Here is a 16,593-nt window from a genome sequence, read left to right on the forward strand (position 1 = left end):
TTCAAAGGTGTAACCCGTCCTGGTCCATGCGAGAACTGGAGTAACCAGGTCCATGGCCGTGCCGCAATGGACGGCACCGGCGGGGCGGGACTTGTTTCCTGTGCAGGAGATCAACACTCACGGCTCCATAAGGGTGGGGGCTGGGGCTGATCCTAAGCTTACATATTGCTAGACGAACTAGCTAGTCTGTCTAGGGGATTTTGTGGGCTGCTTCCTCGGACACGTCCAACGCCTCGGTCATCCGCTGGAGGAAGCCAATAATGACCCGTGCCTCGTCCGCCGTCAGCCCCTCGGCAACAGACATCATCCTGCGGTGCATGGCGCCCAGCGTTTCCCGCACCTCAGCGTCCGATTCGACCGTGGGCACCACAACAACGGAGCGGCGGTCCGAAGGGTGCGCTTCCCGGCGGACATGGCCGCTGGCCACAAGCCGGTCGATCAGCGAAGTAGTGGACGCGCTGGTAATGCCAAGGAAGTGGCTAAGGTCCTTGGGGACGGCCGCCTTACCCGAGGCCTGGGCGCGCAGCAGATACCGCAGGGCGAGGATATCCGTCTCTCCCATGCCCATGGAGTCCCGCGTCGACCTGCGGATCGCCGTCTCGGCCGCGCGGTAATCGCGCAAGGATTTCAAGACGGCCGCCCCGTAATCCAACTGCCCGTTGGGGCCGTACCAGTAACCGGAGCCTTCGTTGCCAGAAAAAGCCATGGAACTATTTTAGACAGTCTGCTTACTAGACTGCCAAGCTACCTTGCAGTAGGTGCGCCTTTCTAGGTTCTCCTGACGCTTACGTTGGAGAAACACCCGCGTAACCGCGCGCTTCTAGCCTTGGAAAGCACAGACCCTTCGGCGAATCGAGGCAGACATGCAGACCAACCCCCGGCTCAACATCCGGCAGGTTTCATGGTCGAACCCCGTGGGGGCCGACCTGCGGCGGGCACAGCAGGCCGAACTGGATGCGCGCTTCGGCAATCCGAACCATGAACCCGGCACACCGCCGTCGGAAGCTGACTGTGCCGTATTCATAGTGGCGTACGACAAGGGATCAGGCCAGCCGGTGGGCTGCGGAGGGCTGCGCCTGCTGGATCCGTCCACCGCGGAGATCAAACGCCTGTACGTCCTTCCCTACACCCGGGGTTCTGGAGTGGCCAGCTCCATCCTGGCAGCCCTCGAGGCGGAGGCGTACAAACAGGGAATCACGCGCATTAAGGCGGAGGCCGGCTCAGCGCAGCCGGACGGGCGGAACTTCTACCAGAACTCCGGCTTCGAACCGGTCCCAAACTTCGGTCCCTACATCGGCTTGGAGCACTCGTACTGCTATGCCAAGAGCATCAACTCGCGGAGCGCGGCGCACACGGCGATGGCGTAGCTGGCAAGCGTCACACTCCACGGACGTCCCCGGACCTCCGCTAATCTCGGCCTATGGAAACAGCAGACATCACCTTCCGGACCCGCAAGTGGGTCCGTCCCGAGGACCTGAACGCAAACGGGACCCTGTTCGGCGGAAGCCTGCTGAAGTGGATTGATGAGGAAGCGGCAATCTACGCCATCCTCCAGTTGGGCAACGGCCGCGCCGTCACCAAATACATCTCGGAGATCAACTTCGTCAGTTCCGCCGTCCAGGGTGACCTGATCGAAATGGGCCTGACGGCCACGAAATTCGGCCGCACCTCCCTGACTATGCGTGCGGAGGTCCGCAACATGATCACCCGGCAGAGCATCCTCACCATCGAGGAGATCGTGTTCGTCAACCTCAACCAGGCAGGCAAGCCGGAGCCGCACGGCTACACCGGGATCACCTACGACCGGGACCGGATCCCCACGCACCACCTCACGGAAACCGCAGTTCAGGACTAGCACGCCGGGACGTTTCATCCGGCGTTTACCCCGACGCCGGATGCTGTTCTTCAGACTGGACGATATTGGACAGCCGGGCTGTTTATCGAATCGATAGGAATAACAGCCCCCTTTTCCGCATGCCCGGCGTTAGGCTGTGCGGACATGCTCCGGTTCCAGTCAGAAATGAGTCCTGATCGTGCGTAAAGTTCAAGCTTTGGTGGCTGCCGCCGTCGCCGCCACCCTCCTTGCCGGCTGCGGCGGGGGCCCCACGTCCCCTGCCGCTTCCGGCGAAGCTTCCTCGGCTCCTGCAGGCGGATCCGGCGAAACCCTGGTCGTCTACACCAACTCCAACGGCGAAGGCCGCGGCGAATGGGTGACTGCCAAGGCCGCCGAGGCCGGCTTCAAGATTGAGATTGTTGGTGCGGGCGGCGCGGATGCCACCAACAAGCTGATCGCGGAGAAGAACAACCCCATTGCGGACGTGGCCTTTGGGCTGAACAACATGTACTTCTCCCAGATCAAGGCCGAGGATGCGCTGGAACCCTATGAGCCCTCGTGGGCCGATCAGGTGGACACAGATCTCGCCGACGGCGAAACCTACTGGCCCCTGGTGAAGCAGGCCATCCTGCTGGGCTACAACTCGGACAAGATCTCCAAGGATGCCGCCCCGAAGGACTGGACCGACCTCTGGACAAAGGATGAGTTCAAGGACCGGTACGAGCGCGTGACCGGCCTGGGCACAGCCACCGCACAGCTCGTCTTCGCCGGCATCCTCAGCCGCTACCGCGACGACTCCGGCGACCTCGGCATCTCGGATGAGGGCTGGAAGCAGGTGGAGCAGTACTTCCAGAACGGCAGCCCCGCTGTCGCCAAGACCGACCTCTTCGCCCGCATCCAGTCCGGCGAAGTGGACATGGGCCAGATGCCGTCCTCGATCATCGCCGAGCGCGAGAAGTCGTTCAACGTAAACGTCGAGACCGTCATCCCGTCCGTCGGCGTGCCGCTCGCTGTGGAGCAGATCGCGCTGGTCAAGGGCACCGACAAGAAGGAACAGGCCCGGAAGTTCATCGACTGGTTCGGCAGCGCCGAGGTCCAGGGCGAGTTCGCCAAACAGTTCAACTCAATGCCGGTTAATGAGGAAGCAGCAACCCGGGCGAACCCCGAGGTGGTGGACTTCTTCGCCGACCTCAAGCAGCAGGACATCGACTGGGATTTCGTGCAGGAAAACATGGGCGCCTGGGTGGAGAAGATCGAACTGGAGTACATGACGTAATCCGGCTTTCCGACCAGCCACGCACCACAGGACAGGTTAACCATGATCCGCTTGGACAACATCGAAGTTTCCTTCGCCGATTTCACCGCCATCCCGCACCTGGACCTGCACGTCCAGCCGGGCGAATTCTTCACCCTCCTGGGCCCTTCCGGCTGCGGGAAGACGACGGCGTTGCGCACCTTGGCGGGCTTCATCCAGCCGGCCAAGGGCACCGTCCGGGTCGACGGCAAGGATGTCACGAGGCTGCCGAGCGACAAGCGGCAGGTGGGCATGGTGTTCCAGAACTACGCCCTGTTTCCCAGCATGAGTGTGTGGGAGAACATCGCATTCGGCCTGCGGGTCCGGAAGGAAAAACCTGCGGACAGCGACCGGCTGGTACGCGATATCGCCCGCCGGGTGGAGCTGAGTGACGAGCAGCTGGCCAAGAACGTGGCGGAGCTTTCCGGCGGGCAACAGCAGCGGGTGGCGGTGGCCCGGGCCCTGGTGCTCCGGCCTAAAATCCTGCTCCTCGACGAGCCGCTTTCGAACCTGGACGCCAAGCTCCGCCACCAGCTCCGGCAGCAGCTCAAGGATCTGCAGAGTGAGTTCGGCATCACCACCGTGTACGTGACCCACGACCAGGACGAAGCACTTGCCATGAGCGACCGCGTGGCAGTGTTCAACAAGGGCGTTGTGGAACAGGTCGGTACGCCGCAGGAGATCTATGACCATGCGGCCACCGAATTCGTCTGCAATTTCATCGGTGACAGTTCGGCCCTGACGCCGGAGTTCGTCGCAGAAGTAAACCGGCTCTCCGGCGCCGGGCTGAGCACCGAGGCCCGCTCCTACCTGCGCGTGGAAAAAGCATCCCTGGACGCTCCGGCCAATGGAGGTGCCGCCGTCGGGCTTTCCGGCAAGGTGCTGTCCCGCACCTACCATGGCCTGCACAGCCGGTACGTGGTGCGCGCGCACGGCGCGGACCTCCGGCTGCTGGTGCGGGAAGACGGCGGCGCCCACCCCGAGCCCGGGACCGAGGCCACCGTCTACGTCCAGCCGGCGCACATCCTGCAGTACAGGCCTGAAACCGGCGCCGCCTTGCGGCTGCAGGATCCGGCGGTAGCCCTGCCATGAGCAACACGCCGGTCCGCGCGATGGCCCGCTCCCCGTTCGTGCTGGTGGTGGGCGTGGTGCTCACCTGGTTTATTGCAGCGTTCCTGGTGTGGCCCAACATCAACGTCCTGATTGCAACGTTCTTTCCGGACGGCAGCTTTTCGGGGCGGGCTGCCGAGAAGCTGTTCTCATCGCAGCGGGCCATGAAGGCGCTGGGCAACAGCTTCCTGCTGGCGGTGGCGCTGTCCATCACTGTCAACGTGGTGGGGATCTTCATTGTCCTCGTGACGCACTACTTCCGGATCCGGGGTTCCCGGATCCTGTTCCTGGGCTACGCCACAACCTTCATTTACGGCGGCATTGTGCTGGCGGCCGGATACAAGTTCATCTACGGGGACAAAGGTATTGTCACCTCCCTGCTGCTGCAGGTATTCCCCGGCATGGACCCGGCGTGGTTCTCCGGGTTCTTCGCGGTGCTGGTGGTCATGACCTTTGCCACCACCACCAACCACATGCTCTTCGTGGCCAACGCGCTGAAGGGCATCGACTACCAGACCATCGAGGCGGCGAAGAACCTGGGCGCCTCCACGTGGACCATCCTGCGGCGGATCGTCCTTCCGATGCTCAAGCCGACGCTGTTCGCCGTCACCATCCTGTCCTTCCTCACCGGGCTGGGCGCGCTGAGTGCCCCGCAGGTGCTGGGCGGCCGGGACTTCCAGACCATCACCCCGATGATCCTGACCTTCACCAACAGCCCCACCTCACGGGACCTTGCCGCGCTGCTGGCCGTGATCCTGGGCCTGGCCACCGTGCTCATGCTGGCCGTGATGACCCGGCTGGAGAAGGGCGGCACGTATTTTTCGGTATCCAAGGTGTCCTCGGAGCTGCAGAAGCAGGACATCACCAACCCGGTTGCGAACGGTGTAGTACACGCGGTGGCGTACCTGCTGTTCGCGGTGTACTTGCTGCCAGTGCTGCTGATTGTGCTGTACTCGTTCGCGGACGGCGCGGCCATCCAGACCGGACAGCTCTCGCCGGGCAACCTGACACTGGACAACTACATCCGGGTGCTGACCCAGCAGTCCGGGCTGCGGCCGTTCCTGGTCAGTGTGGTTTACAGCGCCCTCGCTGCGCTGATCGCCGTGGGCGGCTTGTTGTTTGTTGCCCGGCTGCTGCAGAAGTACCGGAACTGGGTGGCATCCCTCTTCGAGTACCTGCTGCACATCCCGTGGATCCTCCCCTCAGCGCTGCTCGCCCTCGGCCTGATCATCAGCTACGACCACCCCAACCCGCTGGTGGGCGGGGCCGTGCTGACCGGGACCACGGTGATCCTGCTGATCGCTTTCATCACGGTGAAGATCCCGTTCACGCTGCGCATGCTCAAGGCGTCCTTTGCTTCGGTGAACTCGTCGCTGGAGGAGGCGGCCGCCATCATGGGCGCCAAGACGCTGTATGTGTTCCGGCGGATCCTCCTGCCGCTGGTCCTTCCCGCGGCGGCCGCCATCACCGCACTGAACTTCAACAGCCTGCTGGACGACTACGACACGGCGATCTTCCTGGCGCACCCGCTGGTCCAGCCGCTGGGCCTGGTGATCAAGAACAACACCGACGGCGCCGAAGGCACGGAGGGCATCGCCAACACCTTCGTGTACACGGTACTCCTGATGATCATCACCGGGATCACCATGTACCTGGTGTACGGCCGGGCAGGCCGGCGCAGCGGGCGGAAGCGGCTGCCGGCGGTCCCACCTGCGGCCGGTTCTCCGGCCTCAGGGGAGGTTCCGCCGGTCGCGGGAGCAGCTGCCGCGGCGGCGGACAGCAAGCTGCCGGCGGCGCCCGTACGCTGATTAGCCCGCGGGGGTGCTCCCGACGGCGGCGCGTGCGTTCCGCCGTCGGACCAGGTTGAGCAGATGGTCACGGAAGGGCTGGGCGCCTTCGGCGAGGGCGACGCGCCCCAGCGCCGAGGACGCCACGCTCAGGGCCCGGGTCCGGAAGCACCGCTGCCGGTCGTAGGCGTGCAGTGCCTGGTCCCGGGGCAACGTGTTGAGGAGATCGGCGAGTGTCACCGCATCCACCAGCGACTCGCAGGCGCCGCGGCCCAGGGTGGGCATCATGGCGTGTGCGGCATCGCCGATGAGCACTGTCCGGCCGCGGACGTAGGAGCCGAGGCGCGGAACGATCCAGAGCCGCTGCACAAGGCATTCTTCGGGAGTGGCTGCGGCCAGGGTGCGCCGGATGGCAGGCGCGTAACCCGTGAAACGCTCCCGGGTCTGCTCCAGGGCTGCGGCTGCATCGATGCCGTAGGGGCCTGCGCTCGAGCGGTAGCTGGCGTACCAGAAGGAGCCGCCCCGCGCGGCGGCCATGCCGAAGAGGTCGCCGCGGCCCCAGTACTCACCCACCTCATCCTGGGCAACTGGAGTTGGAAGTGTGCCGCGGAGGGCAAGGTATGGGCTCAGCCGGGCATCCGCGGCGGCGCCCCAGGCGTGGCTGCGGACCACGCTGTGGACTCCATCGGCACCCACAACTAAGCTTCCGTCCGACGGAAGGGTCCGCACGTGGCTGACACTCCGGCGGACTGCCCCCGGCACGGCTCCGTCCAGCAAGCGCAACAGGTCAACCCGGGAGATGCCGAACATGTCCCCCGCATTGACGGTGATCCAGGGCTCACCCTGGGCGTTACGGACGGATCCGGTGCCGATGACGGGGCTGAGCGCCCGCGCGTCGTCAAGGATTCCCACCCGCGCCAGGGCACGCTGGGCGTTGGGCCACATTCCCAGTGCATTGCCGACCGTTGGGAGCTCCGGGCGCTTCTCGTGCACTGTCACTTGGAACCTGTCCTGGTCCAGGCACGCCGCCAAAGCCAGGCCCGCGATTCCGCCACCGATGATCGAAATCTTCTCCATGACGCGATTCTACTACTTTTGTAGTAGTGCGGGAAGGCCTGACTAGACTAGAGCCATGCCCGACCGCCGCACCCAACTGCTCGATGCAGCCCTCGACGTTGTAGCGGACAAGGGCATGAAGGGACTTACCCACAGGGCGGTCGACGCCGCGGCCGGGCAGGCCGAAGGGACCACCTCAAACTACTTCCGGAGCCGGGCCTCCCTCCTTGACGGAGTCCTTGACCGCCTGCTTGAGCTCGACGCAGACCTCCTGCGGAAACAGGGCCCGGCCGGTCCGCCGAAGGATATCGGCGAGCTGGCCACCCAGCTCGCCTCCATGGTGACGCTCCTGACCACGCAACACGCGGGCATCAACCGGGCACGGATGGCCTTCTCGCTGGACCGCCCCGAGGCTGTGACCGCCGGCCATTACCTCCTGGTGGGCAACCTGGAACGGGCGCTGACCTCCCTCGGCGTGGCCGACGCGGCAACCCGGGCGCGGGACCTGGCAGACTACGGCGATGGCCTCATGCTCCACCTGCTGACAGTGAGGCGGGACGAGACACCGGACGTGGCGGCCATCGCTTCGGCCATCCGCCGCCTGCTGGCCCCCTAGGTGGTTAGGGGCGGCCGGGCCAGCCGGTGTAGGCCTCGGCGAGGTAGGCCATGCCATGGCGTGACGAGACCACCGAGTTGAGCTCGCCGAGCTGGCGGGCGCGGGAAAAGTCGTCGGCGTCGGCCGGGGTATGGAGCATGGTGGTCATCCAGTAGGAGAACTGCTGGGCCTTCCAGACCCGCTCCAGCGCGCGGTCGCTGTACACCTCGAGCAGCTGGTCCGAGCCGGAGTTGTAGTGGCTGTCCAGCCCCTCAAACAGCATTTTGACGTCGTGGATGGCCAGGTTCAGGCCTTTGGCGCCGGTGGGCGGGACCGTGTGGGCCGCGTCGCCGGCCAGGAAGAGGTTTCCGTGGCGCATGGGGGTGTGGACGAAGCTGCGGAACGGCAGCACCATCTTTTCAATGACCGGCCCTTCCTTGAGCTCGAAGCCGTTGCCGTTGACCCGGCTGCGGAACTCGGCCCAGATCCGGTCATCGTCCCAGTCGGCCACGTTTTCCTTGGGATCGCACTGGAAGTACATCCGCTGGACGGTCTCGGTGCGCTGGCTGATGAGGGCGAAGCCGTTGGCGGAGTTGGCGTAGATCAGTTCGTCGGAGCTGCGCGGGGCCTCGGCCAGGATCCCGAACCACGCGAAAGGGTACTCGTGGAAGTACCATTTGCGGTGGGCTTCGGGAATCTGGAACCGGCAGTGGCTGCGGGACCCGTCAGCGCCCACCAGGAAGTCAGCCTGCAGCTCGAACTCCACGCCGTCCGCATCCGTGAACCAAACCTTTGGCCTGCCCTCCAGGTCATGCACGGAGGTGTCTGCCACACTGTAACGGACGTCCCCGCCGTCGGCCTTCCTGCGCGCGGCGAGATCCGTGAAAACATCCGTCTGCGGGTAGAGCCATACGGATTCGCCCACCAGGTCCTTGAAGTCGACGCGGTGGCTCTCGCCGTTGAACCGGAGTTCGATGCCGTCATGCCGGTCACCGTGGGTCAGCACGCGGTCGGAGACGCCGCTGTCAACCAGCAGGTTCACGGTCCCGTGTTCCAGGATGCCGGCGCGGACGGTCCGGGCAATCTCGTCGTGGCTGCGGACCTCGACCACCGTCGACTCGATGCCGGCCTTCGCCAGCAGGTGGGACAGCATCAGCCCCGCGGGGCCGGCGCCCATGATGGCTACCTGGGTGGTGATGGTTTTCCGTGCCATGTTCGTCTCGCTTCATTGCGGGCCCGCCAAGCGGTGCCGGGTTACTGGTTCTGCCACCAGTGTGGGGCAGGACCCGTGACGGACGTAACAGTAATTCCGTTGAATGGTTCGTCTAGGAACCGAGGCTGCGGGCAATGCCCCGCGCCGCCGTCTGCAGGGCCGGCACCAGCGCCTGCAGCCTCACCTCCTGCAGGGGAACCACGACGCCGAGCGAAGCCACGGCGTGCTTCCGGCGGTCGAGCACGGGGACGGCGATGCCCCACGTGTCCGGATCCACCACCCCCTGCAACTGCGCGAAGCCCTGCCTCGCGGCCTCGGCGAGAAGTGCGCGGACGTCGTCGACGGCGAGCTTCCCGTCTGGGTCGGCGAACTGCTTAAGATATGCCGCCTGCAGCGCGTTGTCCTGGTGCGCCATCAGGGCCAGGCCGGCGGACGTGATGTGCACGGGCATCCGTCCCGCCACGCGGGCCCGGTTGGCGACAGAGCCCCGCCGTGAGAGCCTTTCGACGAACAGCACTTCCCAGCCGTCCAGCACGGCCAGGTTCACGTTCTGGTTCAGGACCTGCTGGATGTCCTCCATGAAAGGCATCGCCGCCTGGCGGAGGGCAAGGGCGGGCGAGGCCCGGTTCACCAACTCCCACAGCCGCAGCCCGGGCCGGACCACACCACCCGGAGCGGCGTCCAGGAGGTTGTGCTCGGCGAGTTGCCGTACCAGGCGATGGGTGGTGGTCAGGGGAAGGCCGGCACGGGCCGCCAGGTCGGACAGCTGCAGTGCGCCGTCCGCCGGGAAGGCGGAGATCAGCCGGACAATCCGGTCCACCACCGAATCACCGGACTTCGAGTTCGCCACGCCGCACCAGCTTCCATTGAACGGTCTCCGGCACCCAGCGTACCGCGGCCCGGCGAAGGCGGTCAGGCCGCCGTCGTGCGTTTCCGAAGCCGCCGCCACGCACCCGGGGCAAGCACCACGGCGATCCCGACGGCGGCGCCGATCACGGTCTCGATGATCCGGTCGCGGAGGAGGATGGCGGGCGAAGACGGGACCACCAGGAGTGTGGAAATCAGTGCGAGGGGGGTCACGAAGACCTGGGCCACCAGGTACTGGCGGATGATGAACATTTCGGCGCCGAACTGGCAGAGGGCCATCACCAGGACGGTCTGCCAGGGTTGCAGCCCGAGCACGACGATCCCGGCCAGGAGCACCAGGCCCAGGACGGTGCCGATAATCCTCTGCACGCCGCGCCGGACGCGGTGGCGGGTGGTGTGGCCGACCAGCGGAACCACCGCGGCCACCATCGCCCAGTAGTTGTGGCCAAAGCCGAGGCGCTCCCCCGCCCAGGTGGCAAGGGCACCCGCCAGCCCGGCCGCCACCAGGTAGCCAAAGCCTTCCAGCCAGGCCGCGCGCCGCTCGTCCGGAGTCCGGCGGATCCGCGGCGGGCGGGTCCAGGGGGTGCGGCGGCCGGGCAGCACGCGGGAGGAGAATCCGATCAGGAGGCAGAACACCGTGGTGAGGACGGACACCAGCAGGCCCTGCCACAGCGGCGGCTGGTTGGGGATGGAGGCGATGGCGGCAAACGCGAAGATGTGGAAAAGGGAGCCGGCGGGCCGGAGCCGCAGCCAGGAAATGGCTACCGAGCAGCCGCCCGCCACCAGGGTGGTGGCGAGGACCAGGAGCCAGGTGGTGGTTGGGCGGTCCAGCCCCCAGGCTGCCTCCATCCTGGCGGCGAGGGCGGCCAGCAGGATCACCAGGAGCATCAGGAGGCCCGCGCGGAGCTGCAGCGCGAACCGGATCCCGTGCGGTTCGCCGCGGCCGTAGATTCCCGTGAACGCACCGAAAGAGGCAAAGATCGCCAGGTCCAGCCGGCCCAGCAGCACGAGGGTGAGCAGCGGGACGAAGACCCCCACCGCGCATCTCAGGGCCGGATGGTGGTCCTTGTTGGCCGGGGCCATGCTGAACATCTCAGCGAGCAACTTCACGTGGAAACAGCGCCTTCCTGCAGGACCGGTTGGTGGTGGGTGGCCGGCCGCGCTGACGTTCCTGCTAAATCCTACGGCGGGGCGCCCCGCAAACGGGCTTCGCGTTCCCATGAATGGAACGGCCAGGCAATAGAGCGGAAACAGCTGACCCTGATGCTTGGACCATGAAGCCCAGTTCACGGAACACTCCTGCCCATGACCTGCGCTGCGAAGTCTGCGGCCTGATGCCCGAACCGACCAAGGCCCGACTGACCCTCGCCAACGTGGCCGTGATGCTTCCGATCGAACTGCTGGTCCACGCAGCGGTTGTGGACACCCATCTGCCCTATGTGGCCAAGGTCCTGGTCCTGGCAGTGACCGCCACCATCCTGGTGATCTGGGTAGCGGAGCCGTCCGCGGCGAGGATCCTCCGCGGCTGGCTGCACGCACCGGCGCTGCGGCACCGGCGGAAGCTGGGCGCAGCGCCGGCGCTTTGGCGGGCGCGTACCGTCCTGCGCGATGAGCCCGGCTCGCTGCAGAGGCTCACCCGGGCACTGGCGCGGTTGGACACAAACATCCTGGGCATCCACGTGCATCCCGTCTCCGGCGGGGTGCTGGACGAGTTTGTGCTGTCGGCTCCCGGACACCTCAGCGAACACCAGCTGCTGGGTGCGCTGCACGACGGCGGCGGCACGCATTCACGCGTCTGGCCCACCACGGCTCTGGCCATGGCAGACGGGCAAACCAAGGCGCTCAGCCTCGCAGCCAGGATCGCCGACGCCCCGGACGAACTGCCCCTCGCGGTGGCCGAGCTGCTGCGCGCGCGGATCGTGCCGCCGTCGGAATTTTCGGCCCAGGCTCCCGACGACGGCACACGCATCAAGATCCCCACCGCCTGGCACGGGCCCATCACCTTCGCCCGGCCCGGCGAGCCGTTCACCCCCGCGGAGTCGGCCCGGGCCCACCGGCTCGCAGAACTCGCCGAGATCCTGTCGCACCGCTGCGCCCCCGCCCCCTCCCGCCAGTAGCGCCACCCACCCCTCCCAACTGGGTCGCAGTAGATGTCGTTTTGGGGCCCCAGAACGACATCTACTGCGACCTACTTGGGTTGGAGCGGGACGGGTGATGGCTCGGACGACCGGCAGCGGGCAGTCACAATCCGTTTTTTGGGGGCCGGCCTGCACGCTTGCGCCGAAACCCCTTGACAGTGGCGCGGGTCACTCCTAGCTTTAGTTTTGGGATCCCAAATTGGGATCCCAAAAAACCCCCGCTGCACTGGCGTTCCGGAGCGCCGGTCCAGCGCATTCACATCTCGCACGGCCCGCTTCCCTGCGGGAGCCCACTGCACCCATAACCTCCCCCTCCGTAAACTTCCCCGTGAAGGAGAAGACGTGTCCATTCCAAACACCGAAACGGCAACCTCTGCCGAAGGCACCTCACCCGATTCACCTGAAGGAGCCCGCAAGGACGGCGTGCAACGGCGCACCACAGTCCGGTGGAAACTCTTCCTTCTGCTGCTGGTCCTCGTCGCCGTCAACTACATCGACCGGGGCTCCATCTCCGTTGCCCTCCCCATCATCCAGAAAGAATTCAACCTGGCCCCCGAGCTGGTGGGCCTGCTGCTCAGTGCCTTCTTTTGGACCTACGCACTGATGCAAATCCCTGTCGGCTGGCTGATCGACAAGTTCGGACCCCGCAAAGTGATGACCGCGTCCTGCGTCGGCTGGGGTGCAGCCACCGCTGCCTCCGGCATGGCCGGCGGGTTCCTCAGCATGATGATCGCCCGCATGGGCATTGGCGTCACCGAGGCCGGCGTGATGCCGGCCGGTGGAAAACTCAACGCCATCTGGATGCACAAGTCTGAACGCGGCCGCGGGGCAACGATCCTGGATGCCGGCGCTCCCCTTGGCGCAGGCCTCGGCGGCATCATCATTGCCGGACTTATTGCGGCCACGGGCAGCTGGCGCTGGGCCTTTGTGATTGCCGGTGCCGCCACAGTCCTCATGGGCCTGGCCGTGTGGTGGTACGTCCGCGACAACCCCCGCGACCACCGGGGCGTCAACGAGGCCGAGGCCGCCTACATCGAAGCGTCCCACGCAGCAGAAGATGCCGAGGCGAAGCTTGACGGCAGCCAGGGCAAGCGCGCCCTCCTCCCCTACCTCAAGTTCCGGTCCTTCTGGGCCATGTGCCTGGGCTGGCTTGGCTTCAACGGCGTGTTTTACGGCCTGCTGACCTGGGGACCGCTCTACCTGGCACAGGCCAAGGGCTTCGACCTGAAGACCATCGGCTGGTCCACCTTCGTGATCTTCGGCGCAGGGTTCGTGGGAGAGATCATCGGCGGCACCATCGCCGACAAGTGGCGGGCATCCGGCGCCTCGGCCAACCGGGTCATGCGCACCCTGCTCGGCATCTCCAGCGCCGTGGTGGTGGGCGGCCTCGTCGGCGTCACCGTCGTCCCGGACTCCACCACCGCCGTCGTCCTGCTCTCGCTGGTCATGTTCTTCCTGCGCTGGGTTGGCCTCTTCTGGAGCATTCCCTCGATCCTGGGCGGGCGCACCAACGCAGGCGTCCTGGGCGGGGCTATGAACTTCAGCGGCAACATCTCAGGGTTCGTCACCCCCATCGCCGTAGGACTCATCGTCGGCGCCACGGGCTCTTACACCTGGGCACTGCTGTACTTCGTAGGTTCCGCGATTGTCATGGGCGCCTCGGTCCTGACGCTGAACTACAACAAGCGGCTTCCTGTCTAAGCTGGCCATCCAAGGCAACACGCAACCCGCGCTCCCCCCGCCGGGAGCCGTGTCACACCAAGAATCCGAATGGAGCAACATGCTGACCGCAGAAGAGACCCAGGACAAGGACCGGCCCCTCCGCGAAACTGTCCGGGACACCCTCCGCACCCGGATCTTTGAAGGACACTACGCTCCCGGCACGCGGCTGGTGGAACGGGACCTGGCAGCCGAATTTTCCGTTTCCCGGCTGCCGGTCCGCGAGGCACTCCGCATGCTTCGGCAGGAAGGCCTCATCAGCGACCGGGGCGCGCGCGGGGCTGAGGTCAGCACCCTCAGCCCCAAGGATGTGGAGGACCTCTTCGACGTCCGCCAGTCCCTGGAAGTCCTGGCCTGCCGGCTCGCCGCCAAACGGGCCACCAAGAAGGACCTCGTTTACCTATCGGGCCTCCTGGACAAAGCCGAATCGTTCCTCGCCAAAGGCGCCGTCATGGAGGCGCACAGGGCCAACAGCGAATTCCACGATGCCATCACCGGCATAGCCGACAACGACTTCCTCAAGTCAGCCCTCGAGCCCCTCCAGGGCCGTATGCACTGGCTGTTCCGCCACGTCAGCGACCTGCCCGAGCTTATCCGCGAACACCGCGACCTGTACGACGCGATCGCCAGCGGCGACCCGGACCGCGCTGCGGCACAGTCCGCGTCCCACATCGACAAGTACCGCGAACAGTTCCCGGACGACTTCCAGAAAACAGAACCCCAACTCCACCGGAAGAAATAATGCGACTCCTGGTCATCAACCCCAACATCAGCGACGATGTCACCGCCCTGATCGAATCCGAAGCCCACCGCTCCGCCGCCCCGGGAACCGAACTGCTGGTCCGCACCGCGGCCACCGGCGTGGAGTACATCGAAACCCGTTTTGAATCCCTTATCGCCGCCGGCGCCGTCGCCGAAATCATCGCCGAACATACCCGCCCCGGCGCCGCCCGCGTCGACGGCGTGGTGGTGGCCGCTTTCGGCGATCCCGGGATGCCGGCCCTCAAGGAACTGGCGGATGTCCCGGTTCTCGGCATCACAGAGGCGGCGCTGTGCGCGGCCGCCCTCCAAGGCCACCGCTTCTCCATCATCGCGATCTCGGACCGGATCAGGCCCTGGTACCGGGACTGCGTAGAGCGGTTCGGCCTGGCCGGACGGCTCGCCTCCATCAGGTCCATCAACGAGTCCCTGACCAGCATCGGTTCGGTCCAGCAGGACTTTAAGGAAACCCTGCTGGCACTTAGCCGACAGGCCGTGCAGGAGGACGGCGCCGACGTCGTCATCCTGGCAGGCGCCCCGCTGGCCGGACTGGCCCGCGGACTCGAAGGGCAAATACCCGTACCGGTCGTGGACGGCATTTCCGCAGGCATCCGGATGGCCGAAGCCGTGGTGGGCCTCCAATCCGGGCCCCACCGCGCCGGCGCCTTCGCCGCCCCGCCCGCCAAAACGCGCCGGGGCCTAAGCGACAATCTCGACGCCGCCCTGGCAGCAGCCCAACACAACGCCGTGCCCGCGGCGTAAACCCACCGAAGCCAGAAGGAGGACGCCGATGTCCCGCCACCCAGACCTTGTTATTGCCAACGCCACCGTGGTCAACAGCTTCGGCCGCCGGAACGCCCACATCGTGGTCCGAGACGGCAGCATCACCGAACTTGTTGATGTCCGCGAAGCCCCGCCGGCCGCCGCCCGCACCATCGATGCCAAGGGGAAACCCGTGATCCCCGGCGGCGTTGACGCCCACTGCCACGTCGCCCAGGTGACGGGCCGCTTCCGCACCCTTGACGACTACCGCACCACATCCACCGCCGCCCTGTGGGGAGGCACCACCACCATCATCGACTTCGGCATCCCCCGGGACGCACAGGAAACCCCGCTCGCCGCCGTCCTCAACAAAAAGGAACTCGCCAGGGAATCCCGGTGCGACGTGGCCCTCCACGGGGCCGTCATCACCTGGGACGAGACTGTGCCCTGGCAACTGGAGCAGCTCACCGCGGAGGGCGTCCGCTCCGTGAAGATGTACACCACCAACCGCGGCACCACCATGGCGGACGGGGACACAATCCTGAAGGTCATGCGTGAAATGGTCCGGCTGGACGGGCTCACGTACATCCATGCCGAACACGACCCCATCATCTCCGATTGCACCGAACAGCATGCCCAGGACGGGCGGATCGGGATCGAACACCTGCACCGGACCCGGCCGGAACTCGCCGAGGAGATATCCGTTAAGGAAACCCTTGCCATGGCCGAGTACACGGGGGCTCCCGTCTACTTTGTCCACCAGTCAACCCCGGGGGCGGTGGACCTCGTTTCGGACGCGCGGCGGCGGGGCATCGAGGCCTTCTCCGAGACCTGCCCGCACTACGTCACGCTTGACGACTCCGTCTACGGCTCCAGGTTTCCGGAGTGGTTCGCCTGCTGCCCGCCCATGCGGGATGCCCGGACGGTTGCGGCGCTCAAGGAACGGCTCGCGGCCGGTTCCATCCACACCATGTCCTCGGACCATTCCTGCTACGACCTGTCGCAAAAGCGCGAGCGGACCGACGATGTCCGGGCCATGCCGCACGGCCTGCCCGGGGTGGAAACCAGGATGCCGGTGACCTACACCGCCATGGCCTCGGCGGGCGCGTCTGTTGAGGACTTCGTGGAAGTATTCTCGGCTGGCCCGGCGCGGATCAACGCGGTTCCCGGCAAGGGGCGCATCGCCGAAGGCTATGACGCCGACCTTGTGTTGTTCGACCCTGCCGAAGAGCGCACCGTGGACGGGCGCGCACTGCACATGGGAACGGACTTCTCGCCCTTCGACGGACAGGCACTCACCGGCTGGCCCGCCGTCGTTGTTTCCAATGGCCGGGTGGTGCTGGATGAACAAGGCTTCCACGACCCCGGCGCTGCCGGGCGGTTCATCACCCGCGACGGCTTCCGCCAGCACCAGTCCACCCTCGCCGCCGGCGCGGCCCACGCCGCAGTCCTCTAGGAG

At 66.1% G+C, this 16,593-nt stretch carries 16 protein-coding genes; 11 read left to right on the forward strand and 5 right to left on the reverse strand.

What is annotated here, in order from left to right; translation table 11 throughout:
• Positions 1 to 190 precede the first annotated feature (190 nt).
• Positions 191 to 706: a MarR family winged helix-turn-helix transcriptional regulator gene (locus ACYQ1Z_RS06755; RefSeq protein WP_459791720.1), complete on the reverse strand. Its 516-nt coding sequence runs from the start codon at positions 704 to 706 to the stop codon at positions 191 to 193.
• Positions 707 to 863: 157 nt separating this feature from the next.
• Here ACYQ1Z_RS06755 and ACYQ1Z_RS06760 point away from each other — a divergent pair, with 157 nt between their 5' ends.
• The 5 genes from ACYQ1Z_RS06760 (at position 864) to ACYQ1Z_RS06780 (ending at position 6,046) form a co-directional block, all read left to right on the forward strand.
• On the forward strand, positions 864 to 1,367 hold the full coding sequence (locus ACYQ1Z_RS06760; RefSeq protein ID WP_459791721.1) for a GNAT family N-acetyltransferase: 504 nt from the start codon (positions 864 to 866) through the stop codon (positions 1,365 to 1,367).
• 53 nt (positions 1,368 to 1,420) lie between these two features.
• Positions 1,421 to 1,855 (forward strand): acyl-CoA thioesterase, encoded by a 435-nt coding sequence (locus tag ACYQ1Z_RS06765; protein ID WP_459791722.1) that lies wholly within the window; start codon positions 1,421 to 1,423, stop codon positions 1,853 to 1,855.
• Positions 1,856 to 2,033: 178 nt separating this feature from the next.
• The gene (locus tag ACYQ1Z_RS06770) at positions 2,034 to 3,110 is read left to right on the forward strand and encodes an extracellular solute-binding protein (RefSeq protein WP_459791723.1); all 1,077 of its coding nucleotides are present in this window, start codon (positions 2,034 to 2,036) and stop codon (positions 3,108 to 3,110) included.
• A gap of 42 nt (positions 3,111 to 3,152) precedes the next feature.
• On the forward strand, positions 3,153 to 4,220 hold the full coding sequence (locus ACYQ1Z_RS06775) for an ABC transporter ATP-binding protein (RefSeq protein WP_459791724.1): 1,068 nt from the start codon (positions 3,153 to 3,155) through the stop codon (positions 4,218 to 4,220).
• Positions 4,217 to 6,046 (forward strand): ABC transporter permease, encoded by a 1,830-nt coding sequence (locus ACYQ1Z_RS06780; RefSeq protein ID WP_459791725.1) that lies wholly within the window; start codon positions 4,217 to 4,219, stop codon positions 6,044 to 6,046. The genes ACYQ1Z_RS06775 and ACYQ1Z_RS06780 overlap by 4 nt, the downstream gene beginning before the upstream one ends.
• On the opposite strand, the gene ACYQ1Z_RS06785 is transcribed toward ACYQ1Z_RS06780, so the two are convergent.
• Complete coding sequence (locus ACYQ1Z_RS06785) at positions 6,047 to 7,102, reverse strand: FAD-dependent monooxygenase (RefSeq protein WP_459791726.1); 1,056 nt, start codon at positions 7,100 to 7,102, stop codon at positions 6,047 to 6,049.
• Between the two features lie 55 nt (positions 7,103 to 7,157).
• Here ACYQ1Z_RS06785 and ACYQ1Z_RS06790 point away from each other — a divergent pair, with 55 nt between their 5' ends.
• Positions 7,158 to 7,697, forward strand: a complete 540-nt coding sequence (locus tag ACYQ1Z_RS06790; protein ID WP_459791727.1) for a TetR/AcrR family transcriptional regulator — start codon at positions 7,158 to 7,160, stop codon at positions 7,695 to 7,697.
• A gap of 4 nt (positions 7,698 to 7,701) precedes the next feature.
• Here the strand turns inward: ACYQ1Z_RS06790 and ACYQ1Z_RS06795 are convergent, their stop codons facing one another.
• The 3 genes from ACYQ1Z_RS06795 to ACYQ1Z_RS06805 form a co-directional block, all read right to left on the reverse strand.
• Positions 7,702 to 8,889: a 4-hydroxybenzoate 3-monooxygenase gene (locus ACYQ1Z_RS06795; RefSeq protein WP_459791728.1), complete on the reverse strand. Its 1,188-nt coding sequence runs from the start codon at positions 8,887 to 8,889 to the stop codon at positions 7,702 to 7,704.
• Positions 8,890 to 9,001: 112 nt separating this feature from the next.
• A complete protein-coding gene (locus ACYQ1Z_RS06800) occupies positions 9,002 to 9,739 on the reverse strand; it encodes an IclR family transcriptional regulator (protein WP_459791729.1) in 738 nt (245 codons plus the stop codon).
• 62 nt (positions 9,740 to 9,801) lie between these two features.
• The gene (locus ACYQ1Z_RS06805; RefSeq protein WP_459791730.1) at positions 9,802 to 10,866 is read right to left on the reverse strand and encodes an FUSC family protein; all 1,065 of its coding nucleotides are present in this window, start codon (positions 10,864 to 10,866) and stop codon (positions 9,802 to 9,804) included.
• 164 nt (positions 10,867 to 11,030) lie between these two features.
• Here ACYQ1Z_RS06805 and ACYQ1Z_RS06810 point away from each other — a divergent pair, with 164 nt between their 5' ends.
• The 5 genes from ACYQ1Z_RS06810 to ACYQ1Z_RS06830 all read left to right on the forward strand — a co-directional run bounded on the left by ACYQ1Z_RS06810 (position 11,031) and on the right by ACYQ1Z_RS06830 (position 16,590).
• Entirely contained in the window at positions 11,031 to 11,873 is an 843-nt protein-coding gene (locus ACYQ1Z_RS06810; protein ID WP_459791731.1) for an amino acid-binding protein, read from the forward strand.
• Positions 11,874 to 12,236: 363 nt separating this feature from the next.
• A complete protein-coding gene (locus tag ACYQ1Z_RS06815; RefSeq protein ID WP_459791732.1) occupies positions 12,237 to 13,595 on the forward strand; it encodes an MFS transporter in 1,359 nt (452 codons plus the stop codon).
• 79 nt (positions 13,596 to 13,674) lie between these two features.
• A complete protein-coding gene (locus tag ACYQ1Z_RS06820; protein WP_459791733.1) occupies positions 13,675 to 14,355 on the forward strand; it encodes a GntR family transcriptional regulator in 681 nt (226 codons plus the stop codon).
• Positions 14,355 to 15,134 carry an aspartate/glutamate racemase family protein gene (locus tag ACYQ1Z_RS06825; RefSeq protein WP_459791734.1) on the forward strand — a complete coding sequence of 260 codons (780 nt, stop codon included), beginning with the start codon at positions 14,355 to 14,357 and terminating at the stop codon, positions 15,132 to 15,134. The genes ACYQ1Z_RS06820 and ACYQ1Z_RS06825 overlap by 1 nt, the downstream gene beginning before the upstream one ends.
• Before the next feature lie 28 nt (positions 15,135 to 15,162).
• Positions 15,163 to 16,590, forward strand: a complete 1,428-nt coding sequence (locus ACYQ1Z_RS06830; RefSeq protein WP_459791735.1) for an amidohydrolase family protein — start codon at positions 15,163 to 15,165, stop codon at positions 16,588 to 16,590.
• Positions 16,591 to 16,593 lie beyond the last annotated feature (3 nt).

The organism is Arthrobacter sp. AD-310 (genome assembly GCF_054656615.1).

Excerpts from the sequence above, each read along its gene's own strand:
- ACYQ1Z_RS06785 (WP_459791726.1), bottom strand. The coding sequence starts at position 7,102 with ATGGAGAAGATTTCGATCATCGGTGGCGGAATCGCGGGCCTGGCTTTG.
- ACYQ1Z_RS06810 (WP_459791731.1), top strand. The coding sequence starts at position 11,031 with ATGAAGCCCAGTTCACGGAACACTCCTGCCCATGACCTGCGCTGCGAA.
- ACYQ1Z_RS06780 (WP_459791725.1), top strand. The coding sequence starts at position 4,217 with ATGAGCAACACGCCGGTCCGCGCGATGGCCCGCTCCCCGTTCGTGCTG.
- ACYQ1Z_RS06790 (WP_459791727.1), top strand. The coding sequence starts at position 7,158 with ATGCCCGACCGCCGCACCCAACTGCTCGATGCAGCCCTCGACGTTGTA.
- ACYQ1Z_RS06775 (WP_459791724.1), top strand. The coding sequence starts at position 3,153 with ATGATCCGCTTGGACAACATCGAAGTTTCCTTCGCCGATTTCACCGCC.
- ACYQ1Z_RS06760 (WP_459791721.1), top strand. The coding sequence starts at position 864 with ATGCAGACCAACCCCCGGCTCAACATCCGGCAGGTTTCATGGTCGAAC.
- ACYQ1Z_RS06755 (WP_459791720.1), bottom strand. The coding sequence starts at position 706 with ATGGCTTTTTCTGGCAACGAAGGCTCCGGTTACTGGTACGGCCCCAAC.
- ACYQ1Z_RS06825 (WP_459791734.1), top strand. The coding sequence starts at position 14,355 with ATGCGACTCCTGGTCATCAACCCCAACATCAGCGACGATGTCACCGCC.
- ACYQ1Z_RS06820 (WP_459791733.1), top strand. The coding sequence starts at position 13,675 with ATGCTGACCGCAGAAGAGACCCAGGACAAGGACCGGCCCCTCCGCGAA.
- ACYQ1Z_RS06795 (WP_459791728.1), bottom strand. The coding sequence starts at position 8,889 with ATGGCACGGAAAACCATCACCACCCAGGTAGCCATCATGGGCGCCGGC.
- ACYQ1Z_RS06765 (WP_459791722.1), top strand. The coding sequence starts at position 1,421 with ATGGAAACAGCAGACATCACCTTCCGGACCCGCAAGTGGGTCCGTCCC.
- ACYQ1Z_RS06830 (WP_459791735.1), top strand. The coding sequence starts at position 15,163 with ATGTCCCGCCACCCAGACCTTGTTATTGCCAACGCCACCGTGGTCAAC.